Source organism: Pseudomonas sp. RC10-4-2 (genome assembly GCF_050433085.1).
Classification (GTDB): Bacteria; Pseudomonadota; Gammaproteobacteria; order Pseudomonadales; family Pseudomonadaceae; genus Pseudomonas; species Pseudomonas aeruginosa.
This window is the reverse complement of record NZ_JBNPXX010000005.1, coordinates 162,412-184,800: the sequence shown is the minus strand read 5'-3', so window position 1 is coordinate 184,800 and position 22,389 is coordinate 162,412. Positions and strand designations below refer to the sequence as shown.

Sequence of the window (22,389 nt, the reverse complement as noted above, 5' to 3'; positions counted from 1 at the left end):
CTGCTCCTGCGAGAGTTGGAAAAGACAAAGCCCGCCGAAGCGGGCTTTGTCGGGGCTACTGCTTAAGCGGACAGCTCCACCAGCAGCTTGTTCAGTCGGCGTACGTAGGCGCCCGGATCCTTGAGGCTGCCCCCCGCGGCCAGGGCGGCCTGGTCGAAGAGAATATGCGACAGCTCGCCGAAGCGGTCCTCGTCCGGCTCCGCATCCAGCTTCTCGATCAGCGGATGCTGCGGGTTGATCTCGAAGATCGGCTTCGAGTCCGGCACTTTCTGCCCGCTGGCCTCGAGGATCTGGCGCATCTGCAGGCCAAGGTCCTGTTCGCCGATGGCGAGGATCGCCGGCGAATCGGTCAGGCGGTGGGAAACGCGGACTTCGCTGACCTGCTCGTCGAGCACCTTCTTCAGGCGCTCGATCAGGCCTTCCTTGCTCTTGGCGACTTCTTCCTGGGCCTTCTTGTCCTCTTCCGAGTCCAGGCTGCCCAGGTCCAGGTCGCCGCGGGCGACATCGACGAACTGCTTGCCGTCGAACTCCGGCAGGTAGCTCATCAGCCACTCGTCGATGCGATCGGTGAGCAGCAGCACCTCGATGCCCTTCTTGCGGAAGACTTCCAGGTGCGGGCTGTTCTTCACCTGCGAGTAGCTCTCGCCGGTGAGGTAGTAGATCTTGTCCTGGCCTTCCTTCATCCGACCGATGTAGTCGGCCAGCGCTACGCTCTGCTCGCCCGAATCGTCGCCGGTGGAGGCGAAGCGCAGCAGGCCGGCGATCTTCTCCTTGTTGCCGAAGTCTTCCGCCGGGCCTTCCTTGAGGACCTGGCCGAAGTTCTTCCAGAAGGTCTTGTACTGCTCCGGCTCGTTCTTCGCCAGCTTCTCCAGCATGTCCAGCACGCGCTTGGTCAACGCCGACTTCATCGAGTCGATCACCGGATCCTTCTGCAGGATTTCCCGGGAGACGTTCAGCGACAGGTCGTTGGAGTCGACCACACCCTTGATGAAGCGCAGGTACAGCGGCAGGAACTCGTCGGCCTGGTCCATGATGAACACGCGCTGTACGTACAGCTTCAGGCCCCGCGGCGCTTCGCGATGGTACAGGTCGAACGGCGCGCGGCCCGGCACGTAGAGCAGCGAGGTGTATTCCAGCTTGCCTTCGACCTTGTTGTGGCTCCAGCTCAGCGGGTTCTCGAAGTCATGGGCGACGTGCTTGTAGAACTCCTGGTATTCCTCGTCCTTCACCTCGGCGCGCGGACGGGTCCACAGCGCGCTGGCGCGGTTGACCGTTTCCCATTCCGGCTCGGCCGGCTTGTCGGCCTCTTCGCCGTGGAATTCCTTGGGCAGCTCGATCGGCAAAGCGATGTGATCGGAGTATTTCTTGATCACGTTGCGCAGGCGCCAGCCATCGGCGAACTCCTCCTCGCCCTTTTTCAGGTGGAGGACGATGCGGGTACCGCGCTCGGGCTTGTCGATGGTAGCGACGTCGAACTCGCCCTCGCCCTTCGACGACCAGTGCACCCCTTCGCTGGCCGGCTGGCCGGCGCGACGGGAGTAGACATCGACCTTGTCGGCGACGATGAAGGCGCTGTAGAAACCGACGCCGAACTGGCCGATCAGGTGCGAATCCTTCTTCTGGTCGCCAGACAAGTTCTTCAGGAAGTCGGCGGTCCCGGACTTGGCGATGGTGCCCAGGTGAGTCACCACATCCTCGCGGCTCATGCCGATGCCGTTGTCTTCCAGGGTGACGGTGTTGGCTTCCTTGTCGAAGCTGACGCGGATCTTCAGCTCGGCGCCGCCCTCGAGCAGCTCGGGATTGGCCAGGGCTTCGAAACGCAGCTTGTCGGCGGCGTCCGAGGCGTTGGAAATCAGTTCGCGGAGGAAGATTTCCTTGTTCGAATAGAGAGAATGAATCATCAGGTGAAGCAGTTGCTTCACTTCAGTCTGAAAGCCCAGTGTCTCTTTTTGGGTTTCCACGCTCATCGCTCCAAGCTCCATCAATGACATAAGCCGCGTACCACGGCGGATGTCCCCTAGGTGGGGCCTTCTTCCGGCTTTTCAAGCGCTTATGCGAAAAAACCGCGCACCATCGTGCGACGACTAGCGTTCGAGCAGTTCGAGACGGGCGATCTCCGCCGGGCGCAACAGGTAGCTCGCCTCCCCCGCACCGGGCATTTCCCGGCGGATCACCAGGCGCCCCTCGCTGTCGAGGCCGGTGAAACGGCCCTCGGCGATACGCCCGCGTACCGTAGTGGCCTTGACCAGGCGCTGGCTGTAGCGCTGCGGTTCGACCTGGACCAGCTCCAGGTCGAGGGTGGCGTTACCCGGCGCCGGCAGCGCCTGCGGCTCGGGCGGCGCCGCCGCCGCGGCCACGGTCGCAGGCTCCGCCGGCAAGGCGGGGAACGCGTCGCCGCGCACCGTCCACTCCCGCCGGGCGTTCTTCTCCAGCGTCAGCTCCAGCACCTGAGCCTGGCCGGCCACCAGGGCCTCGATACGCAGCGGCCGCGCATGGCTGGCCGCGCGCCAGGACGGCGCCCGCACGAGGCTGACGTCGCGGCTGGCGAAACGTCGCTGCAGATAATCGCGCAAGACCAGGGCCAGGGTATCGTCGGAGTCGTAGCCCAGGTCGACCTTGCCGTGCCGATAGCGCAGCCGGTCGGTATACAGCTCGACGTGGCCGCTGAGGGTGGTCCGGTAGTCGCTCGGCAGGCTCAGGTGGAACTCGCCCTCCAGGCGGTTCGGCGCCTTGGGCCGCAGGTCCAGGTGCAAGGTATAGCCACGCAGGAGACGACGCGCCTCGGGCAGGTCCTGATCCGGTTGCAGCCAGCTCAGCTCGACTTCTGGCAACGCGCCGCCGTCCTCGGGCAGCACATCCAGGCGCAGCGCCCCGAGCGGCTGTGCCGGAAGGCGGATCTGCAGCTCGCGCTGGGCGTAGAAATCGTGCCCCTGGCGCAGGCTCAGCACGCCGCCGATCAACTCGCCGCTCTGCGGCGCGAAAGGCTTGCCGTTGAACTCCCCGCTGAGCGCGATGGCCAGTTCCGCCGGCGGCCTGGCCTCCGGTTTCAGCCAGCGCAGGCTGAGGATCGCCTCCAGTCGCGCAGCGTCGTGACTGGCCAGCAGCGCCAGGCCGACCACCAGCGGGATGCAACCCAGCGCGGCCAGCCCGACGCCCTTGCGCGCCGTACGCCAGTGCACGCCGATATAGGCCAGCGCCACCGGCGGGAAAAGGCTGCCGTAACCCCACAGCAGACCGGTACCGAAGGCCAGGACGATGACCCAGATATAGCCGGCGACCATCAGCAGCAGGCCGCCCAGAATCAGCAAGGCATCCATCGCGATATCCTCAGCCCACTTTCCGCAGCGTACGGCTCACGGCTCGTCCACCTTGAAATGCGCCCGCGCAGTGGCGATGGGCTCGCCCTGGGTGGTCTGCCAGGCGTTGATCGCGACGTTCGCCACCCGTCGCCCCTGGCGCCAGACCTGGCATTGCGCGTAGGTATCGCGGAAGTGCCCGGCACGCAGGTAGTCGATGGAGAAATCGATGATCTTCGGCAGGTGCGGAATGCTCATGAAGGTCAGCAGGTGCAACATCGCCGCATGCTCCATGAAGCCGGCGATCACGCCGCCATGGATGGCCGGCAGGGTCGGGTTGCCAATGTTGTCCTTGTTCGCCGGCAGGCGGAAGACCATGTCGTCGCCCAGGCGCAGACATTCGATGCCGAGCAGCTTGGCGTACGGGATCAGCTCCACCAGCGGGCTGTAGTCGTTGTTCCGACGCGCGTCGCGGACCAGTTGCTCGAGGCTGGTCGGGCTCATGCCGCACCTCCCTGCGCGGCCGGCCTGGCCGCCCCGGCGCGGGCCGAACCGCCCATGCGCATGAAAGCGCCGACGACATGGGCGATGGGCTGGCCCGGATCGTCCTGGTAGGCGAAGCCGCGGGTGAAGATCACGTTCGGCGTGACCCGGTAGCACTCGGCGAAGCCATAGACATCCTTGTGCGGTTCGGCGGGATGCATGTAGTCGATGCGCAGGTCGAGCGTCGGGCAGATCTCGAAGTCCGGCAGCACGCAGACCGTGGAAATACCACAGGTGGTGTCCATCAGGGTGGTGATCGCGCCGCCGTGGACGACCCCGCTTTCCGGGTTGCCGATGATCGCCTGGCTGTAGGGCAGGCGCAGGGTCAGTCCTTTCTCGTCGGCGGCCTCGACCGTCAACCCCAGCACCTGGCAATGACGCAAGGCCGAGAGAAAGCGCCGGGCGCGCTCGAGGAGAGGATTTTCCGACATGACGGCGACCTTGCTGGGAGTTTTCTGGAGGGCGAATCATACCCTGCCGCCCAAGCCCCGGCAGCCGGGGTTTTGGACATAACGATCGAAATAGTCGAAGTGTGTGGAACTTCACGCCAGCGCAAATGTTCAAAGGGCTACAACGAGGAAAGCCGCACATGGAGGCTAAACGATGAAAAAGACCGTAACTCTTGCCCTGCTGCTCGCTGCCAGCCTTGGCCTGGCCGCTTGCGACAAGAAAGAGGAAGACAAGGCAGCGGCCCCGGCAGCTCCGGCTACCGAGACCCAGCCGAGCGCTCCGGCTACTCCCCCTGCCGAGCCCAGCGCCCCGGCGCCGTCGAGCGACACTCCGGCAACCCCGCAGACTCCGGCACCGACTCCGGAGCAACCGCAACAGAACCAGCAATAAGTTCTCGTTGACGTACCCTGAAAGAGCCCGCGCAAGCGGGCTTTTTCATGCCAGGGATTCAGCCCCTGGGCACCTCGCCCTCGCCTTCCCGCGGGCTTTCGGCGATTGCGGTCTCGGTGTAGACCATCACCTCCAGCACGTCCGAATGGAATTCGCGGCGATACAGGACCAGCACCACGCCGGCCGTCACCAGCATGAAGAACCAGGAATTGATGAACCAGGCGAGCATGGCCAGGCCGAAATAGTACGAGCGCAAGCCGAAGTTGAACTGGTTGGCCGCCAGCGAGATGACCCGGGCGGCACGCTCGGCAAAGGATTTGCGCTCCAGCTCGCCGACGTTGCGCTCGCCGATCATCGGTGCCGAGCCGACCAGGATCGCCGCGAAGTTGTATTGGCGCATGCACCAGCTGAAGGTGAAGAAGGCATAGACGAAGACCACTGCCAGGCACAGCAGCTTCAGTTCCGATAGTCCCCGGCTGGCCTCCTCCACGAACGGCAGGTCGGCCAGTACCGAGACGGCGCGATCGGTGGAGCCCAGCAGGGTGAGGATGCCGGCGAGGATGATCAGCGTGCTGGAGGCGAAGAACGACGCGTTACGCTCCAGGTTACCGATCACGCTGGCGTCGGCGATACGGTTGTCGCGCAGCAGCAACCGGCGCATCCAGTCCTCCCGGTAGAGGTGCAGGACGCTGGCCAGGCAGGCGGTGTCGCGACCCTTCCAGGTGGCGTAGCGGGTGTAGCCCACCCAGCAGAACAGGAACCAGAGCGCCGCCAGCAGGTGTTGCAGCAGGTGCCCGTTGAAAATGCCGAGTTCGGCGGTCATGAAAACTCCCTCTTGAGCCGGCCGGGAATCGCCCCGCCGTTGTTTCGCGCCGTTGGGACGCCGCTCGCCGCGGCCAGGACACGACTTTCGTCGGCTCATGAAAAAGGCCGCCCGGAGGCGGCCTTCCTGGGGTTCGCCTGACGTCTCAGGCGACCGCTTCGCGCGGCTTGCCCAGCAGCCGATCGCAAACGACTGCCAGGACCAGCGCAATGGATACCGGCAGCAGCCAGCCAAGGCTCTGATCGGCGAGCGGAAGCTTGGCGAAGACGTCCGGCACCCACCCGTTCAGCTTGGCCGCCCCCAGCCCGTCGACGATGCCGAAGAGCAGCGCGACGATCATCACCGGCACGAACACCCGCGGGGCCGACACCCAGAGCCGGTCGAACAGGCTCAGGGCGATCAGCACGATGGCGAGCGGATAGAGTCCCACCAGAACCGGTACCGAAAGGCTGATCAACTGGGTCAGTCCCTGGTTGGCGACCAGCAGGCTGAACAGCGAGAACACGATCACCACCGTCTTGTACGAAACCGGCAGCAGGTCGCTGAAGAACTCGCCGCACGCCGTGATCAGCCCTACCGCCGTGGTCAGGCAGGCCAGGGTGATGACCACCGCCAGCAACAGGCTGCCGGAAACGCCAAAGGTCTGCTGCACATAGGCGGTGAGGATCTGTACGCCATTCTGGGCGTCGCCGGCGATGCCCTGGCTGGTGGCGCCAAGATAGAACAGCGCCAGGTAGACCAGGGACAGGCCGGTGGCGGCGATGACCCCGGCGATCATGGAATAGCGCGTGACCAGCCGGCTGTCGCTGATGCCGCGGTCGCGAATGGCGGTGGCGATGACGATACCGAAGACCAGCGCACCGAGGGTATCCATGGTCAGGTAGCCCTGCAGGAAGCCCTGCACCAGGGGCGCGCTCTGGTACTCGCCGGAACTGCTGCCGATCTCTCCCGCCGGCGCGAAGATCGCCGCGCCGCCAAGGACCAGCAGGGCCGACAGCAGCACCGGCGTGATGACCTTTCCGACCCGGTCGACAAGGCGACCCGGGTTCAGCACCAGGAACAGAACCACGGAGAAGTAAGCGACGGTATAGATGAGCAACGGCACGCCGCCGTCCCCGGTGAAGGGCGCGACGCCCATCTCGAAGGACACCACGGCTGTACGCGGGGTGGCGAACAGCGGGCCGATGGCAAGATAGACGGCGATGGCGAACGCCACTCCCGCGCGCCGCCCGATCGGCTGGGTCAGGCGGCCAATACCGCCTCCGACCCGGGCCAGGGCGACCACCGTCAGCAACGGCAGGCCGACACCGGTAAGGAGGAAGCCGAAAGCCGCGCTCCATACGTGTTCGCCCGCCGCCATGCCGGCACTGGGAGGAAAGATGATGTTACCCGCGCCGAGAAAAAGCGCGAACGTCATGAAGCCAAGGGCGAGCAGGTCGAACCCTTTCAAATGAGTCATAGGAGGATGTACCACTGGCAGAAGTCTCGGTTGTTCGGGGTTTCCCTTTGGGGGTGTTAGGAAACAACGTCCTTCCGGATGAGGAGGACCGGTCAAGCCGCCCGACCCCTTTTGAGGGCCATGTGGCGTTATAGCTGCAGGCGCACTGGCCTGCGGGATGATGCGTGGCGCGCCCGGGGTTTTGTCGGACACGAACCGTTGGCAATGATAGCGCATCGCGGCAACATTCGTTTGACGGATGCGATAGAACGACGAAGGCCACCGCTGTGAGGCGGTGGCCTTCGTCCTGGAACTCAGAAAACCCGGGAAATCAGGCCTTCTTCACTTCCCAACCGGTCAGCTCGGCCAGGGCCTTGCCGATGTCGGCCAGGGAACGCACGGTCTTCACACCGGCGTCCTGCAGGGCGGCGAACTTCTCGTCCGCGGTGCCCTTGCCGCCGGAGATGATGGCGCCGGCGTGGCCCATGCGTTTGCCCGGAGGGGCAGTCACACCAGCGATGTAGGACACCACCGGCTTGGTCACGTTGGCCTTGATGAAGGCCGCGGCTTCTTCTTCGGCGGAACCGCCGATCTCGCCGATCATGACGATGGCTTCGGTCTGCGGATCTTCCTGGAACAGCTTCAGGATGTCGATGAAGTTGGAGCCCGGGATCGGGTCGCCGCCGATGCCCACGCAGGTGGACTGGCCGAAGCCGGCGTCGGTGGTCTGCTTCACGGCTTCGTAGGTCAGGGTGCCGGAACGCGACACGATGCCTACCTTGCCCGGCAGGTGGATGTGACCCGGCATGATGCCGATCTTGCACTCGCCGGGAGTGATCACGCCCGGGCAGTTCGGGCCGATCAGGCGTACGCCCAGCTCGTCGCACTTGACCTTGGCGTCCAGCATGTCGAGGGTCGGGATGCCTTCGGTGATGCAGACGATCAGCTTGATGCCGCCGAATGCCGCTTCCAGGATCGAGTCCTTGCAGAACGGAGCCGGAACGTAGATGACCGAGGCTTCGGCGCCGGTGGCTTCCACGGCTTCCTTGACGGTGTTGAACACCGGCAGGCCGAGGTGGGTGGTGCCGCCCTTGCCGGGGGTCACGCCGCCGACCATCTTGGTGCCATAGGCGATGGCCTGTTCGGAGTGGAAGGTGCCCTGGCTACCGGTGAAGCCTTGGCAGATGACTTTGGTGTCTTTGTTGATCAGGACGCTCATTACTTACCCTCCGCGGCCTTGACGACTTGCTGGGCAGCGTCGGTCAGGCTGGTTGCCGCGATGATGTTCAGGCCGCTTTCGGCCAGGACCTTGGCACCCAGTTCAGCGTTGTTGCCTTCCAGGCGGACGACAACCGGAACCTTCACGCCGACTTCTTTGACGGCGCCGATGATGCCTTCGGCGATCATGTCGCAACGCACGATGCCGCCGAAGATGTTCACCAGGACAGCCTTCACGTTGCTGTCGGACAGGATGATCTTGAACGCTTCGGTCACGCGCTCCTTGGTCGCACCGCCGCCAACGTCGAGGAAGTTGGCCGGCTTGCCGCCGTGCAGGTTGACGATGTCCATGGTACCCATGGCCAGGCCGGCGCCGTTGACCATGCAGCCGATGTTGCCTTCCAGCGCGACGTAGTTCAGCTCCCACTTCTGCGCATGGGCTTCACGGGCGTCGTCCTGGGACGGGTCGTGCATGGCGCGCAGCTTCGGCTGACGGTACAGGGCGTTGCTGTCGATGTTGATCTTGGCATCCAGGCAGTGCAGGTTGCCGTCTTTCTTGATCACCAGCGGGTTCACTTCCAGCAGGGCCAGGTCGTAGTCCTGGAACAGCTTCGCCAGGCCGACGAAGATATGGGTGAACTGCTTGATCTGGTCGCCCTTCAGGCCCAGCTGGAAGGCCAGCTCGCGGCCCTGGTACGGCTGCGCGCCGACCAGCGGGTCGATGGTAGCCTTGAGGATCTTCTCGGGAGTGTCGTGGGCGACCTTCTCGATGTCCACGCCACCTTCGGTGGAAGCCATGAACACGATGCGGCGGCTGGAACGATCGACGACGGCGCCGAGGTACAGCTCCTTGTCGATGTCGGTGCAGGACTCCACCAGGATCTTGCTGACCGGCTGGCCGTTGGCGTCGGTCTGGTAGGTCACCAGGTTCTTGCCCAGCCACTGCTGGGCGAACGCCTTGGCGTCCTCTTTGCTCTTCACCAGCTTCACACCGCCCGCTTTACCGCGGCCGCCGGCGTGCACCTGAGCTTTGACGACCCACTCGCTGCCGCCGATCTTGTCGCAGGCTTCTGCGGCCTCTTCGGGGGTGTCTACGGCAAAGCCCTTGGATACAGGCAGGCCGTATTCAGCGAACAGCTGCTTACCCTGATATTCGTGGAGATTCATGCTTGTCTACCGTTATTCGTCTAGGTATTGCGCATTTCGGCGGAGCGCTCGTGGCACCCCACCACCTGTGACCGTCGCTTCGCGAACCACCCGGCTCGCGAAAAAACAGTCCGGCGGCATACGCCCGCGGCCACCTCGCAACGGTCGCCGGCGCTCACCCGCCGTGGTTCTTCTGAAAGTCTGCCGCCTGCGTCATCCCGACGCAGGCGGCAAACCGTGGATTCTACAGAACCCGGACCCGACAAGGCCAGGAACCTGTCCTGGCCTGACGGACGACGCGTCCCGCGTCGCTGTGACGCCCCTGGCGTGAACCGGGGCGTCGGATCACTCAGCGCTTCTTGCGGTTGGCGATGTGGATGGCATGGCCATTCACCGCCAGGGCAGCTTCGTGCAGGGCTTCGGACAGCGTCGGGTGAGAGAAGACCATCATGCCCAGGTCTTCGGCGCTGGTGCCGAATTCCATGCCGATCGCGCCTTGCTGTACCAGCTCGGCGGCGCTCGGGCCGATCACGTGGACGCCCAGGACGCGGTCGGTCTTCGCATCGGCGATGACCTTGACCAGGCCGGTGGTGTCGTTGGCCGCCATCGCGCGACCGCTGGCGGCGAACGGGAAGGTGCCGACGTTGACTTCGACGCCCTCGGCCTTGAGGGTCTGCTCGGTCTTGCCGACCCAGGCGATTTCCGGGTGGGTGTAGATGACCGACGGAATCAGGTCGTAGTTCATCTGCGCCTTGTGGCCGGCGATGCGCTCGGCGACCATCACGCCCTCTTCCGAGGCTTTGTGCGCGAGCATCGCGCCGCGAACCACGTCACCGATGGCGAAGACGCCCGGAACGCTGGTCTTGCAGTGGTCGTCGACGTAGATGAAGCCACGCTCGTCCAGGGTCACGCCGCTGTCGGCGGCCAGCAGGTCGGTGGTCACCGGGCGACGGCCGACCGCGACGATCAGCTTGTCGAAGGTTTCCTTCTGCTCGCCGTTGGCGTCGGTGAAGGTCACGGTGACCTGCTTCTTCTTCACTTCCGAAGCGGTCACGCGGGCACCCAGGCGAATGTTCAGGCCTTGCTTGGTCAGGACCTTCAGGGCTTCCTTGGCGATCTGCTCGTCGGCAGCCGGGAGGAACTTGTCCAGGGCTTCCAGCACGGTCACCTCGGCACCCAGGCGGGCCCATACCGAACCCAGCTCCAGACCGATGACGCCGGCGCCGATCACACCCAGCTTCTTCGGCACGGCCTGGAATTCCAGGGCGCCGGTGGAGTCGACGATGATGTCGTCGGTCAGCGGGGCCGGCGGGATCTCCACCGGGCGGGAGCCGGAAGCGATGATCACGTTCTCGGCTTCCAGGACCTGGGTCTTGCCGTCCAGACCGGTCACTTCCACCTGCTTGTTGGCCAGCAGCTTGCCGTGGCCTTCGAAGGAGGTCACGCCGTTGGCCTTGAACAGGGTAGCGATGCCGCCGGTCAGGTTCTTGACGATGTTGGCCTTGCGCGCAACCATCGCCGGAACGTCGATGGTGACGCCCTTGGCTTCGATACCATGGACTTTGAAGGCCTCTTTGGCCTCATGGTACTTGTAGGAGCTGTCCAGCAGCGCCTTGGACGGGATGCAGCCAACGTTCAGGCAGGTACCGCCGAGCGCCACCTTGCCTTCCTTGCCGATGTACTTCTCGATGCAGGCGGTCTTCAGGCCCAGCTGGGCAGCGCGGATGGCGGCAACGTAACCGCCGGGGCCGGCACCAATCACTACCACGTCGAATTTCTGGCTCATATCTCAATCCTTATTCGGGTGAAACCGGACGGCCCCACGAGGGGGCCGCCGTGAAGAGAAACGCTAAATCAGACGTCCAGCAGCAGGCGAGCCGGATCTTCCAGCAGGTCCTTGATCGCCACCAGGAAGCTCACCGCTTCCTTGCCGTCGATCAGACGGTGGTCGTAGGACAGCGCCAGGTACATCATCGGCAGGATCACCACCTGGCCGTTCACGGCCATCGGGCGCTCCTGGATCTTGTGCATGCCGAGGATGGCGGTCTGCGGCGGGTTGACGATCGGGGTCGACAGCAGGGAACCGAACACGCCACCGTTGGAGATGGTGAAGGTGCCGCCGGTCATGTCTTCGATGGTCAGCTTGCCTTCCTTCGCCTTCTTGCCGAAGTTGGCGATGCCGCCCTCGATCTCGGCCAGGCTCATGAACTCGGCGTTACGCAGTACCGGAACCACCAGGCCGCGGTCGCTGGAAACGGCAACACCGATGTCCTGGTAGCCGTGGTAGACGATGTCGTTGCCGTCGATGGAAGCGTTGACCCCCGGGAAGCGCTTCAGCGCCTCGGTGGCGGCCTTGACGAAGAAGGACATGAAGCCCAGGCGCACGCCGTTGTGCTTCTTCTCGAACAGGTCCTTGTACTTCGAACGCAGGTCCATGATCGGCTTCATGTTGACCTCGTTGAAGGTGGTCAGCATGGCCATGGCGGACTGCGCCTCGACCAGGCGCTCGGCGACCTTGGCCCGCAGGCGGGTCATCGGCACGCGCTTCTCGACACGGTCGCCGGCGGCGAAGATCGGCGCCTCGGCAGCCGGGGCGGCAGGCTTGGCCGGGGCGGCCGGGGCGTTCTTCTTCGCTTCGACCGCAGCGACCACGTCTTCCTTGGTCACGCGACCGCCCTTGCCGGTGCCGGCGATGCTGTTCGGATCGATGCCGGCTTCCTCGGCCAGCTTGCGCGCGGCCGGGGACAGGATGGCGTCGTCGCCGCCAGCGGCGGCCGGAGCGGCGGCCTGTGCAGCCGGAGCGGCGGCGGGCGCAGCGGCAGCCGGAGCGGCCGGAGCGGCGGCGCCGCCTTCGTTCAGCTTGCCGAGCAGCTCGTTGCTCAGAACGGTGTCGCCTTCGTTCTTGATGATCTCGGCCAGCACGCCGTCAGCCTCGGCGAGAACCTCGATGACCACCTTGTCGGTCTCGATGTCGACGATCAGTTCGTCGCGCTTGACTGCTTCGCCCGGCTTCTTGTGCCAGGTGGCGACGGTGCCGTCGGCGACCGATTCCGGGAAGGTTGGGGCTTTGATTTCGATAGCCATTGTGTGCGTTTCCTTAAATTCGGTTTCTTCAGCGCGTAGGCGTTAAACAGTAAAGGCGTCTTGCAGCAGTTTTTCCTGCTGCTCGGCGTGCATCGAGGCGTAGCCGCAAGCCGGAGCAGCGGAGCCTTCGCGGCCGGCGTACTCGAGGTTGAGGCCCTTCTTGTGCGCGGCGATGACACGACGCATGTGATGCTGGCTGCAGAACCAGGCGCCCTGGTTCATCGGCTCTTCCTGGCACCAGACGATGTGCTTGAGGTTCTTGTACGGAGCCAGAACTTCCGCCAGGTCGTCTTCCGGGAACGGATACAGCTGCTCGATACGGACGATCGCGGTATCTTCGCGGCCTTCCGCGCGACGCTTCTCCAGCAGGTCGTAGTACACCTTGCCGCTGCACAGCACGACGCGGTCGACCTTCTTCGGATCCAGGCTGTCGATTTCCGGGATCACGGTCTGGAAGGAACCGTTGGCCAGATCTTCCAGGGTCGAGATGGCGAGCTTGTGACGCAGCAGGGACTTCGGCGTCATCACCACCAGCGGCTTGCGCAGCGGGCGGATCACCTGACGGCGGAGCATGTGGTAGACCTGAGCCGGGGTGGTCGGCACGCAGACCTGGATGTTCTGCTCGGCACAGAGCTGCAGGTAGCGCTCCAGGCGCGCGGAGGAGTGCTCCGGACCCTGCCCCTCATAGCCGTGCGGCAGCAGCATGGTCAGGCCGCAGAGTCGGCCCCATTTGCTTTCGCCACTGGTGATGAACTGGTCGATGACCACCTGGGCGCCGTTGGCGAAGTCGCCGAACTGGGCTTCCCAGATCACCAGCGAGTTCGGCGTGGTGGTGGCGAAACCGTATTCGAACGCCAGCACGGCCTCTTCCGAAAGGAAGGAATCGTAGATATCCAGGCGCGGCTGGCCGTCGAACAGATTGGCCAGCGGTACGTAGACCGAGTCGTCCTTCTGGTTGTGCAGCACCGCGTGACGGTGCGAGAAGGTGCCACGGCCGACGTCCTGGCCGGTCATCCGTACCGGATGGCCTTCGAACAGCAGGGTCGCGTAGGCCAGGGTCTCGGCGAAGCCCCAGTTGATCGGCAGGCCACCGGCCGCCATCTTCTGGCGATCTTCGTAGATCTTCGAAACCTGGCGCTGAACCACGAAGCCTTCCGGCACTTCCAGCATCTTGCTGGACAGTTCCTGCAGGGTCTTCAGGTCGAAGCGGGTGTCGTGACGCGCGGTCCAGGCATGACCCAGGTACGGACGCCAGTCGACGAACAGTTCCTTGTTGGGTTCCTTGACCAGGCTCTTCACCACGTGCAGGCCGTTGTCCAGGGCGTCGCGGTAGTCGTCGATCTTCGACTGAACCTGCTCGGCACTGAGCACGCCGGCATTCACCAGGGCATCGGCGTACAGCTCGCGGGTAGTACGCTGCTTGGCGATCTGCTGGTACATCAGCGGCTGGGTGCCGCTCGGCTCGTCCGCCTCGTTGTGGCCGCGGCGACGGTAGCAGACCAGGTCGATGACCACGTCACGCTTGAACTGCATGCGGTAGTCGACGGCCAGCTGGGTGACGAACAGCACGGCTTCGGGATCGTCGCCGTTGACGTGGAAGATCGGCGCCTGAATCATCTTCGCCACGTCGGTGGCGTACTCGGTGGAACGCGCATCGTCCTGGCGGCTGGTGGTGAAACCGACCTGGTTGTTGATCACCAGGTGGATGGTGCCACCGGTCTTGTAGGCGCGGGTCTGCGACATCTGGAAGGTTTCCATGACCACGCCCTGCCCCGCGAAGGCGGCATCGCCGTGGATGGAAATCGGTACCACCTTGTCGCCGGAGCTGTCCTTGCGGCGGTCCTGGCGAGCACGAACGGAACCCTCGACCACCGGGGAAACGATTTCCAGGTGCGACGGGTTGAACGCCAGCGCCAGGTGGACTTCGCCACCGCTGGTCATCACGTTCGAGGAGAAGCCCTGGTGGTACTTCACGTCACCGGAGCCCAGCTCGACGATCTTCTTGCCTTCGAACTCGTCGAACAGGTCGCGCGGGTTCTTGCCCAGGGTGTTGACCAGGACGTTCAGGCGACCGCGGTGAGCCATGCCGATGACGATTTCCTTGGCGCCGTAGGAACCGCAGCGCTGGATGATCTCGTCGACCATCGGGATCAGGCTTTCGCCGCCTTCCAGGCCGAAACGCTTGGTGCCCGGGTACTTGGTGCCCAGGTACTTCTCCAGGCCTTCGGCCGCGGTCAGGCGCTCGAGCAGGTGCGCACGCGCCTCGGCGGAGAAGCCGGGACGGCCACGCACGCTTTCCAGACGCTGGAGGAACCACTTGCGCTGCTCGGAATCGACGATGTGCATGAACTCGGCGCCGAAGGTACCGCAGTAGGTGCTCTTCAGGCTGTCGACGATTTCACGCAGGGTCGCCTCTTCCTTGCCGATGTAAAGCTCACCGGTGCGGAAAGTGGTGTCCAGGTCGGCACCCGTCAGACCGTAGTGGTCGATCGACAGGTCGGCAGGCGCGGGACGCTGCCACAGGCCGAGCGGGTCGAGGGTGGAAGCCTGGTGGCCGCGGAGACGGTAAGCGTGAATGAGACGAAGGACTTCGACCTGCTTCTTCTCGTGCTCGCTGCTCACGCTACCGGCGGAAACCGGCTGGGCACGGCGCTGGTTCTTGGCCAGCAGGACGAAATGATCGCGCACTGTGGAGTGCGAGACGTCGGGGGCGGGATTGCCATCGGCGGGAAGCTTCTGGAAATACGTGCGCCACTCTTCTGGCACAGCGTTAGGGTCGTGCAGGTAGAGCTCGTAGAGCTCTTCGACGTAGGCAGCGTTACCACCGGATAGATGGGCACTGTTCCACATCCGCTGCATTACGCTTTCGTGCATGCTAGGTCACCCTCGGTAAGGGGACAACCACCTGGCGAAACCTTGAAGGCTCCGAAGTCCTCAGGCAGCGACATCGGTATGGCCACTACAGATCCCGCAGATAGTCCGGGTACCAGCCCGGATGCCCCTGCTGGTCATATTTTTCAAATCTGGGCCATGGCTTTGTGAGCTTGGCCCGCTTAGTTGCTGCGACGCCGGAAGAACTCCGGCGCCACAGGTGTTGCTAGGTACAACTCATATAACAACTGCGAGAGGATCAGGTTCCGCTCTGCAGCAGCATATTACGCACGTGGCCGATCGCCTTGGTCGGGTTCAGACCCTTCGGGCAAACGTTCACGCAGTTCATGATTCCGCGGCAGCGGAACACACTGAACGGGTCGTCCAGCGAAGCCAGGCGCTCTTCGGTCTTGGTGTCACGACTGTCGGCCAGGAAACGATAGGCTTGCAGCAGTGCGGCCGGACCGAGGAACTTGTCGGGGTTCCACCAGAAGGACGGGCAGGAGGTCGAGCAGCAGGCGCACAGGATGCACTCGTACAGACCGTCCAGCTTCTCGCGCTCTTCCGGGGTCTGCAGACGCTCGATGGCCGGGGCCGGCGTATCGTTCTGCAGGAACGGCTTCACCTTCTCGTATTGCTTGTAGAAGATGCTCATGTCCACGACCAGGTCACGAATGACCGGCAGGCCCGGCAGCGGACGGATCACCAGCTTGCCGCCCTTCAGGCCGGCGGCCGACAGCGGGGTGATGCAGGCCAGGCCGTTCTTGCCGTTGATGTTCATGCCATCGGAGCCGCAGACGCCTTCACGGCAGGAACGACGGTAGGAGAAGCCCTCGTCCTGTTCCTTGATCAGCGCCAGCACGTCGAGGACCATCACGTCCTTGCCGTTGGTGTCGACCTGGAAATCCTGCATGTACGGCGCAGCATCTTTGTCGGGGTTGTAACGATAAACACTCACTTGCAACATGGCGGGCACCCTTAGTAAGTCCGAACCTTGGGTTCGAATGCCGGAACGGTCTTCGGCGCGAAGTTGACGGAACGCTTGGATACGCGCTTCTCACCCGGGAAGTACAGGGTGTGGCACAGCCAGTTCTCGTCGTCGCGCTCCTCGAAGTCTTCACGGGCGTGGGCGCCACGGGACTCCTTGCGGTGCTCGGCCGCGATCGCGGTGGCCTCGGCCACCTCGAGGAGGTTTTGCAGTTCCAGCGCTTCGATGCGCGCGGTGTTGAATGCCTGGCTCTTGTCGTTGATCTTGACGTTGGCGATACGCTCGCGCAGGTCGGCCAGCTGGGCGATGCCCTTCTGCATGTACTCGCCGGTGCGGAACACACCGAAGTAGTTCTGCATGCAGCTTTGCAGCTCGCGCTTGAGCGGAGCGACTTCTTCGCCGCTGGTGCGCTCGTTCACGCCGTTCAGGCGCTTGAAGGAGGCTTCCAGGTCGCTCTCGGAAGCGCCGCGGGCGTCGATGCCCTCTTTCAGCGCTTTTTCCAGGTGCAGACCGGCGGCACGGCCGAATACCACCAGGTCGAGCAGCGAGTTGCCGCCCAGGCGGTTGGCGCCGTGTACCGATACGCAGGCCACTTCGCCCACGGCGAACAGGCCTTCGACGATCTGGTCGTTGCCGTTGGCGTCCTGGGTGATGGCCTGGCCATGGATGTTGGTGGCAACGCCACCCATCATGTAGTGGCAGGTCGGGATCACCGGGATCGGCGCAACGACCGGGTCGACGTGGGCGAAGGTCTTGGACAGTTCGCAGATGCCGGGCAGGCGGCTGTGCAGGACTTCCTCGCCGAGGTGGTCGAGCTTCAGCAGCACGTGGTCCTTGTTCGGGCCCACGCCGTTGCCGGCCAGGACTTCCTTGACCATGGAACGGGCGACCACGTCGCGGCCGGCCAGGTCCTTCGCGTTCGGCGCATAACGCTCCATGAAGCGCTCGCCGTGGGCGTTGATCAGGTAACCGCCTTCGCCGCGGCAACCTTCGGTGACCAGTACACCGGCGCCGGCGATGCCGGTCGGGTGGAACTGCCACATCTCGATGTCCTGCACCGGCACGCCGGCACGCAGGGCCATGCCCACGCCGTCACCGGTGTTGATCAGCGCGTTGGTGGTGGAGGCGTAGATACGGCCGGCACCGCCAGTGGCCAGGACCACGGCCTTGGAACGGATGTAGACGGTCTCGCCGGTCTCGATGCAGATGGCGATGATGCCGACCACCGCGCCGTCCTGGTTCTTCACCAGGTCGACCGCGTACCACTCGTTGAGGAACGAAGTGCCATTCTTCAGGTTGGCCTGGTACAGGGTGTGCAGCAGCGCGTGGCCGGTACGGTCGGCGGCGGCGCAGGTACGGGCGGCCTGGCCACCCTTGCCGAAGTCCTTGGACTGGCCGCCGAACGGACGCTGGTAGATGCGGCCGGTTTCGGTACGGGAGAACGGCAGGCCCATGTGCTCGAGCTCGAACACGGCCTCGGGGCCGACGGAACACATGTATTCGATCGCGTCCTGGTCACCGATGTAATCGGAGCCCTTGACGGTGTCGTACATGTGCCAACGCCAATCGTCGTTCGGGTCGGCCGAAGCGATCGCGCAGGTGATGCCACCCTGTGCGGATACGGTGTGGGAACGGGTCGGGAAGACCTTGGTCACCACGGCGGTCTTGTGGCCGCCCTGGGCCAGTTGCAGCGCGGCACGCATGCCGGCGCCACCGCCACCGACGATGATGGCGTCAAAGGAAAGTGTACGAATGCTAGCCATGGATCACATACCCCAAAGAATCTGCACACCCCAGACGAAGAATGCGAACATCGCCATGCCGCAAACCGCCTGGAAGAGGAAACGCACGACTGTCGCCGCCTTGCCGAGAGCCATCGAAGTCAGGTAGTCGGTGGAGATGGTCCACATACCGACCCACGCATGGACGCTCAGGGCAACCAGGGTCAACAGGCTGAAGATGCGCATCCAACCCTGCGAGAACAGGCCGTGCCAGTCCGCGTAGGAAATGTTGGGGTGAGCAATGAGGTAGCCCAGCAGGAAAATGACATAAGCCGCGAGAACGACCGCGGAAACGCGCTGGGCCATCCAGTCGTAGAGGCCGGAGCGCGAGAAGTTTGTGACGTTAGTTACCATACCCATACCCCCGCCAGAACGATCAGCACCACCGCGATGGCGATGACGATTTTGGAGCCACGCTTACCGCCTTCCAGCGTCTCGCCGACGCCAGCGTCCATGACCAGGTGGCGAACACCGGCCACCAGGTGGTACAGCAGCGCAGACAGCAGGCCCCAGATCACCAGCTTGGCCAGGGGACTGGTCAGGCACGCCTTCACCTGCTCGAAGCCTTCTTCCGAACTCAGCGACTTGTCGAGCGCGAACAGCAGCACGGCAATACCGAGGAACAGGATGACGCCAGAGATACGGTGGAGAATGGACGTGTAAGCGGTGACAGGGAGTTTGATGGTCCTTAGGTCTAGGTTTACAGGTCGTTTGCTATTCACGGCTTTTTTCACACTGAGAGCCCTAACGAACAGGGCTAGTTGTCGGGAAGTGCACTTGTCAGGTACCCATCACCAGGGAGTGGCGACCGTCTATGAAAGCGGGCCAGGAATACCCCTTGCGGTCGGACGCCGAGTATAGACAGTTAGGCTACTAATGACAACGAAAACACCCATCGCCAAATGGTTGATTGCGGGCCTTTTATAAAAGGCGTAAATAGCCCCCTTTTTCTGCGAAAACCCCGCCACGGAAGGCTCTACGGCATGGATTCGCGCAAATTGACTTTCGAATTTATCCCTCTATAGTGGTGCGGGCCCTGCGTGGGGGGTACTGATGATTTCAAGCATAAATAGGAGGCCATCATGGCTGACAAAAAAGCGCAGTTGATCATCGAGGGCTCAGCCCCCGTCGAACTGCCCGTCCTATCCGGTACCATGGGTCCCGATGTAGTGGATGTACGGGGCCTCACCGCCACGGGCCACTTCACCTTCGATCCTGGCTTCATGTCGACCGCCTCCTGCGAGTCGAAGATCACCTATATCGACGGCGACAAAGGCGTCCTCCTCCATCGCGGCTACCCCATCGAGCAACTGGCAGAGAAATCCGACTACCTGGAAACCTGCTACCTGCTGCTGAACGGCGAGCTGCCCACCGCCGCGCAGAAGGAACAGTTCGTCGGCACCATCAAGAACCACACCATGGTTCACGAGCAGTTGAAGACCTTCTTCAACGGCTTCCGCCGCGACGCCCATCCGATGGCCGTGATGTGCGGCGTGATCGGCGCCCTCTCGGCCTTCTACCACGACTCCCTGGACATCAATAACCCGAAGCATCGCGAAGTCTCCGCGCATCGCCTGATCGCCAAGATGCCGACCATCGCCGCCATGGTGTACAAGTACTCCAAGGGCGAGCCGATGATGTATCCGCGTAACGACCTGAACTACGCGGAAAACTTCCTCCACATGATGTTCAACACCCCCTGCGAGACCAAGCCGATCAGCCCCGTGCTGGCCAAGGCCATGGACCGCATCTTCATTCTCCACGCCGACCACGAGCAGAACGCCTCCACCTCCACGGTGCGTCTGGCCGGCTCCTCCGGCGCCAATCCGTTCGCCTGCATCGCCTCCGGCATCGCCGCCCTGTGGGGACCGGCCCATGGCGGCGCGAACGAAGCGGTGCTGCGCATGCTCGACGAGATCGGCGACGTGTCCAACATCGACAAGTTCGTCGAGAAGGCCAAGGACAAGAACGATCCGTTCAAGCTGATGGGCTTCGGCCATCGTGTCTACAAGAACTTCGACCCGCGCGCCAAGGTCATGAAGCAGACCTGCGACGAGGTCCTCCAGGAGCTGGGCATCAACGACCCGCAACTGGAACTGGCGATGAAGCTGGAAGAAATCGCCCGCCACGACCCCTACTTCGTGGAACGCAACCTGTACCCGAACGTCGACTTCTACTCGGGGATCATCCTCAAGGCGATCGGCATTCCGACCAGCATGTTCACCGTGATCTTCGCCCTGGCACGTACCGTCGGCTGGATCTCGCACTGGCAGGAAATGCTCTCCGGCCCCTACAAGATCGGCCGCCCGCGCCAGCTCTATACCGGCCACACCCAGCGCGACTTCACCGCCCTCAAGGATCGCGGCTGAAACCCGTCACGCCCGGCGAGAAAGGCTGCTTCGGCAGCCTTTTTTGTGCCCGCCCCTTTCCGCCGGACACAAAAAAACCGCCCCGGAGGCGGTCTTTTTGCAAGGAAGGCGCGCTCAGCGCTTCTCGGCAGCGCTACGCAGGCCCTTGAGGGTGTTCAGCGGCGCGTCGACCACGAAGCTGTTGGCCAACCAGGAAGGAATGCTGCCACCCGGCTCGGTTTCCACCTGGTAGGTCACTTCCGTCACGCCCTGCCCCTTCGGCTGCAACTTCCACTCGCCGACCAGCTTGGGCACGCGGATCTGGCCCTTTTCCTCGGGGATATAGGTCGGATCGGCCTTAAGGTGACGGATCACGGTGCCATCCGCAGTCTTCTCGGTGGTGACATGGATGACCACGTCGCGACCGGTAACTGGCCAGGGCATGTCGATCTTCGAGTAGGTCCAGGCGTCGGCGCCTTCCTGCTTCAGGAGTTTCATCTCGGCGCAGGCATGGATCCACTTGCAGGAACCCTTGACGTCCTCCTGCAGCGCCTCGATGGTCGCCACGTCGGCCTTGATGTCGGTAACGCCGCGATAAGCCTTGTACTTGGAGCCCTGGACACTGCTGAGGTAGACCTTCACGCCATCCTCGTCCTTGGCCAGCTTCCAGTCTTCGGCCAGCGCATTGCCGGCCACCCCGAACACTGCGGCAGCCAGCACGGTCATACGCAAAATGCCACGCATCGTTCCTGTTCCTCTCTTTATGGTTATTTTCGGTTCGCCGGCCGGGCGGTCGACGCCCTGCAAGCCGCGATCCTGAGCCTTCGGCGCAGGATGCGCAGCAGTATGGCGTGAGACAGCCAGACTTCCAACCCGTTCACGCGGCAGTGATGACTTCCCACTCCGCGATCAGGGCCAGCGCCTGCTCACGGCTGTCGCCGCAGATTTCCGGATCGGCGCCGAACTGGCCGCATACGGCCGGTCGCTCCGGTCGGCCGAACAGCCCGCAGAGATGGTTTTCGTCCAGGTGCAGGCAGCGTACGCCCGCGGGCTTGCCGGCCGGCATTCCCGGCAGCGGAGAGGAAATCGACGGTGCTATGCAGCAGGCGCCGCAGCCGGCTCTACATTGCATGGGAAGGATCTCGCCCGAAAGTTGGCAGAGGAGCGGCCAGGACAGCCGTCCGAAACGGGCGCAAAGAATACGGACCGGCCAGGCCGCCGCCAAGCCCGGCGGATCAGCGGCGCGTTTCCGCCTCGAGACGCGCGCTGCGAAGCTGCCACTGCTCGCGGTTGCCGGCAGCGAACAGCCAGGCCCTGGCCGACTCCGTCGCTGCCCGCCATTGCACGCGGCCCGGCTCGCGCAGGTCGAGGGATTGCGCCGCCGTCGAGTGGCCGAGGAAGGCGTTGCCAGCGGAACTCCAGTAGCCGGCGACCCCGGCCGGCAAGACCCAGGAGCGACCTTCCGCCTCGTCATCGACGATACCGGACAAGCGCTCCCCCGCTCCACGCCGCCAGGACAGGGCGACCCGGTTCAGCTCGCTGTCCGCCAGCGCGACGCGCACCTCCACGCCGCCCTGGCGCGGCTCGAACGACAGCTCGTAGGCGCTGAGCCGGCCATCGGCGCAGCGCAGGTGCCCCTTCAGGGACAAGCGTCGACCGACCAGTTCGAAGCTCTCCAGGCTCTGCTCCTGGCAGCGCAACTGCAGGCGACCGGCGCTTTCCCGCCCGGCCCCGAGAAAACCGCCCTCGCTCTCCCACAACGGCGGCCGAGCGCTACCCGCCACTGACAGGGCGAGGCTCTTGCCGCCCCAGCTCAAGCGGTATTCGCCCAGGTCGAAATCGCGCGGGATGGCAAACGCCGGCGGCACCCGCAGCTCGCTCCACAGAGCCGGCTCCCGCGACGCCTGGCTCGCCCACCAGGCGGCCGCCAGCACGACGGCCAGCCCGCTCAAGGCGAGCCCCCAGACCAGCGAGCGTTTGTGCAACCGCATACCTTTCATCCTTTTCCGAGCA

At 64.0% G+C, this 22,389-nt stretch carries 20 protein-coding genes; 2 read left to right on the top strand and 18 right to left on the bottom strand.

The window, feature by feature from the left end; genetic code table 11:
- Window positions 1-62: 62 nt before the first annotated feature.
- The 4 genes from htpG to FHW81_RS22125 form a co-directional block, all read right to left on the bottom strand.
- Window positions 63-1,967: a molecular chaperone HtpG gene (gene htpG / locus FHW81_RS22140; protein WP_023090658.1), complete on the bottom strand. Its 1,905-nt coding sequence runs from the start codon at window positions 1,965-1,967 to the stop codon at window positions 63-65.
- Window positions 1,968-2,084: 117 nt separating this feature from the next.
- Window positions 2,085-3,317: an MFS transporter gene (locus FHW81_RS22135; RefSeq protein WP_003117757.1), complete on the bottom strand. Its 1,233-nt coding sequence runs from the start codon at window positions 3,315-3,317 to the stop codon at window positions 2,085-2,087.
- A 36-nt stretch (window positions 3,318-3,353) separates the two neighbouring features.
- Entirely contained in the window at window positions 3,354-3,800 is a 447-nt protein-coding gene (locus FHW81_RS22130; RefSeq protein WP_003087441.1) for a PaaI family thioesterase, read from the bottom strand.
- Window positions 3,797-4,270, bottom strand: a complete 474-nt coding sequence (locus FHW81_RS22125; protein WP_003106488.1) for a PaaI family thioesterase — start codon at window positions 4,268-4,270, stop codon at window positions 3,797-3,799. Before FHW81_RS22125 ends, FHW81_RS22130 begins: the two co-directional genes overlap by 4 nt.
- Window positions 4,271-4,442: 172 nt before the next feature.
- Here FHW81_RS22125 and FHW81_RS22120 point away from each other — a divergent pair, with 172 nt between their 5' ends.
- The gene (locus FHW81_RS22120) at window positions 4,443-4,679 is read left to right on the top strand and encodes a hypothetical protein (protein WP_003087435.1); all 237 of its coding nucleotides are present in this window, start codon (window positions 4,443-4,445) and stop codon (window positions 4,677-4,679) included.
- 58 nt (window positions 4,680-4,737) lie between these two features.
- Here the strand turns inward: FHW81_RS22120 and FHW81_RS22115 are convergent, their stop codons facing one another.
- The 11 genes from FHW81_RS22115 to sdhC form a co-directional block, all read right to left on the bottom strand.
- Complete coding sequence (locus FHW81_RS22115) at window positions 4,738-5,502, bottom strand: DUF599 domain-containing protein (RefSeq protein ID WP_003106486.1); 765 nt, start codon at window positions 5,500-5,502, stop codon at window positions 4,738-4,740.
- Between the two features lie 145 nt (window positions 5,503-5,647).
- Window positions 5,648-6,961 (bottom strand): branched-chain amino acid transport system II carrier protein, encoded by a 1,314-nt coding sequence (brnQ, locus tag FHW81_RS22110; protein WP_003114263.1) that lies wholly within the window; start codon window positions 6,959-6,961, stop codon window positions 5,648-5,650.
- Window positions 6,962-7,271: 310 nt separating this feature from the next.
- Window positions 7,272-8,159 (bottom strand): succinate--CoA ligase subunit alpha, encoded by an 888-nt coding sequence (gene sucD, locus FHW81_RS22105; RefSeq protein WP_003087428.1) that lies wholly within the window; start codon window positions 8,157-8,159, stop codon window positions 7,272-7,274.
- On the bottom strand, window positions 8,159-9,325 hold the full coding sequence (sucC, locus tag FHW81_RS22100) for an ADP-forming succinate--CoA ligase subunit beta (RefSeq protein WP_003087425.1): 1,167 nt from the start codon (window positions 9,323-9,325) through the stop codon (window positions 8,159-8,161). The genes sucD and sucC overlap by 1 nt, the downstream gene beginning before the upstream one ends.
- 328 nt (window positions 9,326-9,653) lie before the next feature.
- The gene (gene lpdA, locus FHW81_RS22095; RefSeq protein WP_003087422.1) at window positions 9,654-11,090 is read right to left on the bottom strand and encodes a dihydrolipoyl dehydrogenase; all 1,437 of its coding nucleotides are present in this window, start codon (window positions 11,088-11,090) and stop codon (window positions 9,654-9,656) included.
- 68 nt (window positions 11,091-11,158) lie between these two features.
- Window positions 11,159-12,388 carry a 2-oxoglutarate dehydrogenase complex dihydrolipoyllysine-residue succinyltransferase gene (gene odhB / locus FHW81_RS22090; RefSeq protein WP_003114264.1) on the bottom strand — a complete coding sequence of 410 codons (1,230 nt, stop codon included), beginning with the start codon at window positions 12,386-12,388 and terminating at the stop codon, window positions 11,159-11,161.
- 42 nt (window positions 12,389-12,430) lie between these two features.
- Window positions 12,431-15,262: a 2-oxoglutarate dehydrogenase E1 component gene (locus FHW81_RS22085; RefSeq protein WP_003087413.1), complete on the bottom strand. Its 2,832-nt coding sequence runs from the start codon at window positions 15,260-15,262 to the stop codon at window positions 12,431-12,433.
- Window positions 15,263-15,518: 256 nt separating this feature from the next.
- Window positions 15,519-16,226, bottom strand: a complete 708-nt coding sequence (locus tag FHW81_RS22080) for a succinate dehydrogenase iron-sulfur subunit (protein ID WP_003087410.1) — start codon at window positions 16,224-16,226, stop codon at window positions 15,519-15,521.
- A gap of 11 nt (window positions 16,227-16,237) precedes the next feature.
- Window positions 16,238-18,010 carry a succinate dehydrogenase flavoprotein subunit gene (gene sdhA / locus FHW81_RS22075; RefSeq protein ID WP_003087407.1) on the bottom strand — a complete coding sequence of 591 codons (1,773 nt, stop codon included), beginning with the start codon at window positions 18,008-18,010 and terminating at the stop codon, window positions 16,238-16,240.
- A 3-nt stretch (window positions 18,011-18,013) separates the two neighbouring features.
- Window positions 18,014-18,382 carry a succinate dehydrogenase, hydrophobic membrane anchor protein gene (sdhD, locus tag FHW81_RS22070; RefSeq protein WP_003104386.1) on the bottom strand — a complete coding sequence of 123 codons (369 nt, stop codon included), beginning with the start codon at window positions 18,380-18,382 and terminating at the stop codon, window positions 18,014-18,016.
- Entirely contained in the window at window positions 18,376-18,762 is a 387-nt protein-coding gene (gene sdhC / locus FHW81_RS22065; RefSeq protein WP_003104388.1) for a succinate dehydrogenase, cytochrome b556 subunit, read from the bottom strand. The genes sdhD and sdhC overlap by 7 nt, the downstream gene beginning before the upstream one ends.
- A gap of 348 nt (window positions 18,763-19,110) precedes the next feature.
- Here sdhC and gltA point away from each other — a divergent pair, with 348 nt between their 5' ends.
- Window positions 19,111-20,397, top strand: coding sequence for a citrate synthase (gene gltA / locus FHW81_RS22060; RefSeq protein ID WP_003087400.1), 1,287 nt, complete (start codon window positions 19,111-19,113; stop codon window positions 20,395-20,397).
- A gap of 114 nt (window positions 20,398-20,511) precedes the next feature.
- Here gltA and FHW81_RS22055 read toward each other — a convergent pair whose 3' ends face one another.
- The 3 genes from FHW81_RS22055 to FHW81_RS22045 all read right to left on the bottom strand — a co-directional run bounded on the left by FHW81_RS22055 (window position 20,512) and on the right by FHW81_RS22045 (window position 22,367).
- Window positions 20,512-21,120 (bottom strand): START domain-containing protein, encoded by a 609-nt coding sequence (locus tag FHW81_RS22055; protein WP_003104390.1) that lies wholly within the window; start codon window positions 21,118-21,120, stop codon window positions 20,512-20,514.
- Window positions 21,121-21,253: 133 nt separating this feature from the next.
- Complete coding sequence (locus FHW81_RS22050) at window positions 21,254-21,508, bottom strand: YkgJ family cysteine cluster protein (RefSeq protein ID WP_003087397.1); 255 nt, start codon at window positions 21,506-21,508, stop codon at window positions 21,254-21,256.
- 103 nt (window positions 21,509-21,611) lie between these two features.
- Entirely contained in the window at window positions 21,612-22,367 is a 756-nt protein-coding gene (locus FHW81_RS22045) for a hypothetical protein (RefSeq protein ID WP_003104393.1), read from the bottom strand.
- Between the last annotated feature and the right edge of the window lie 22 nt (window positions 22,368-22,389).

Bases quoted from the DNA above. Each gene is read 5' to 3' on its own strand.
- htpG (WP_023090658.1), bottom strand. From the start codon at position 1,967: ATGAGCGTGGAAACCCAAAAAGAGACACTGGGCTTTCAGACTGAAGTG.
- FHW81_RS22135 (WP_003117757.1), bottom strand. From the start codon at position 3,317: ATGGATGCCTTGCTGATTCTGGGCGGCCTGCTGCTGATGGTCGCCGGC.
- FHW81_RS22130 (WP_003087441.1), bottom strand. From the start codon at position 3,800: ATGAGCCCGACCAGCCTCGAGCAACTGGTCCGCGACGCGCGTCGGAAC.
- FHW81_RS22125 (WP_003106488.1), bottom strand. From the start codon at position 4,270: ATGTCGGAAAATCCTCTCCTCGAGCGCGCCCGGCGCTTTCTCTCGGCC.
- FHW81_RS22120 (WP_003087435.1), top strand. From the start codon at position 4,443: ATGAAAAAGACCGTAACTCTTGCCCTGCTGCTCGCTGCCAGCCTTGGC.
- FHW81_RS22115 (WP_003106486.1), bottom strand. From the start codon at position 5,502: ATGACCGCCGAACTCGGCATTTTCAACGGGCACCTGCTGCAACACCTG.
- brnQ (WP_003114263.1), bottom strand. From the start codon at position 6,961: ATGACTCATTTGAAAGGGTTCGACCTGCTCGCCCTTGGCTTCATGACG.
- sucD (WP_003087428.1), bottom strand. From the start codon at position 8,159: ATGAGCGTCCTGATCAACAAAGACACCAAAGTCATCTGCCAAGGCTTC.
- sucC (WP_003087425.1), bottom strand. From the start codon at position 9,325: ATGAATCTCCACGAATATCAGGGTAAGCAGCTGTTCGCTGAATACGGC.
- lpdA (WP_003087422.1), bottom strand. From the start codon at position 11,090: ATGAGCCAGAAATTCGACGTGGTAGTGATTGGTGCCGGCCCCGGCGGT.
- odhB (WP_003114264.1), bottom strand. From the start codon at position 12,388: ATGGCTATCGAAATCAAAGCCCCAACCTTCCCGGAATCGGTCGCCGAC.
- FHW81_RS22085 (WP_003087413.1), bottom strand. From the start codon at position 15,262: ATGCACGAAAGCGTAATGCAGCGGATGTGGAACAGTGCCCATCTATCC.
- FHW81_RS22080 (WP_003087410.1), bottom strand. From the start codon at position 16,226: ATGTTGCAAGTGAGTGTTTATCGTTACAACCCCGACAAAGATGCTGCG.
- sdhA (WP_003087407.1), bottom strand. From the start codon at position 18,010: ATGGCTAGCATTCGTACACTTTCCTTTGACGCCATCATCGTCGGTGGC.
- sdhD (WP_003104386.1), bottom strand. From the start codon at position 18,382: ATGGTAACTAACGTCACAAACTTCTCGCGCTCCGGCCTCTACGACTGG.
- gltA (WP_003087400.1), top strand. From the start codon at position 19,111: ATGGCTGACAAAAAAGCGCAGTTGATCATCGAGGGCTCAGCCCCCGTC.
- FHW81_RS22055 (WP_003104390.1), bottom strand. From the start codon at position 21,120: ATGCGTGGCATTTTGCGTATGACCGTGCTGGCTGCCGCAGTGTTCGGG.
- FHW81_RS22050 (WP_003087397.1), bottom strand. From the start codon at position 21,508: ATGCAATGTAGAGCCGGCTGCGGCGCCTGCTGCATAGCACCGTCGATT.
- FHW81_RS22045 (WP_003104393.1), bottom strand. From the start codon at position 22,367: ATGCGGTTGCACAAACGCTCGCTGGTCTGGGGGCTCGCCTTGAGCGGG.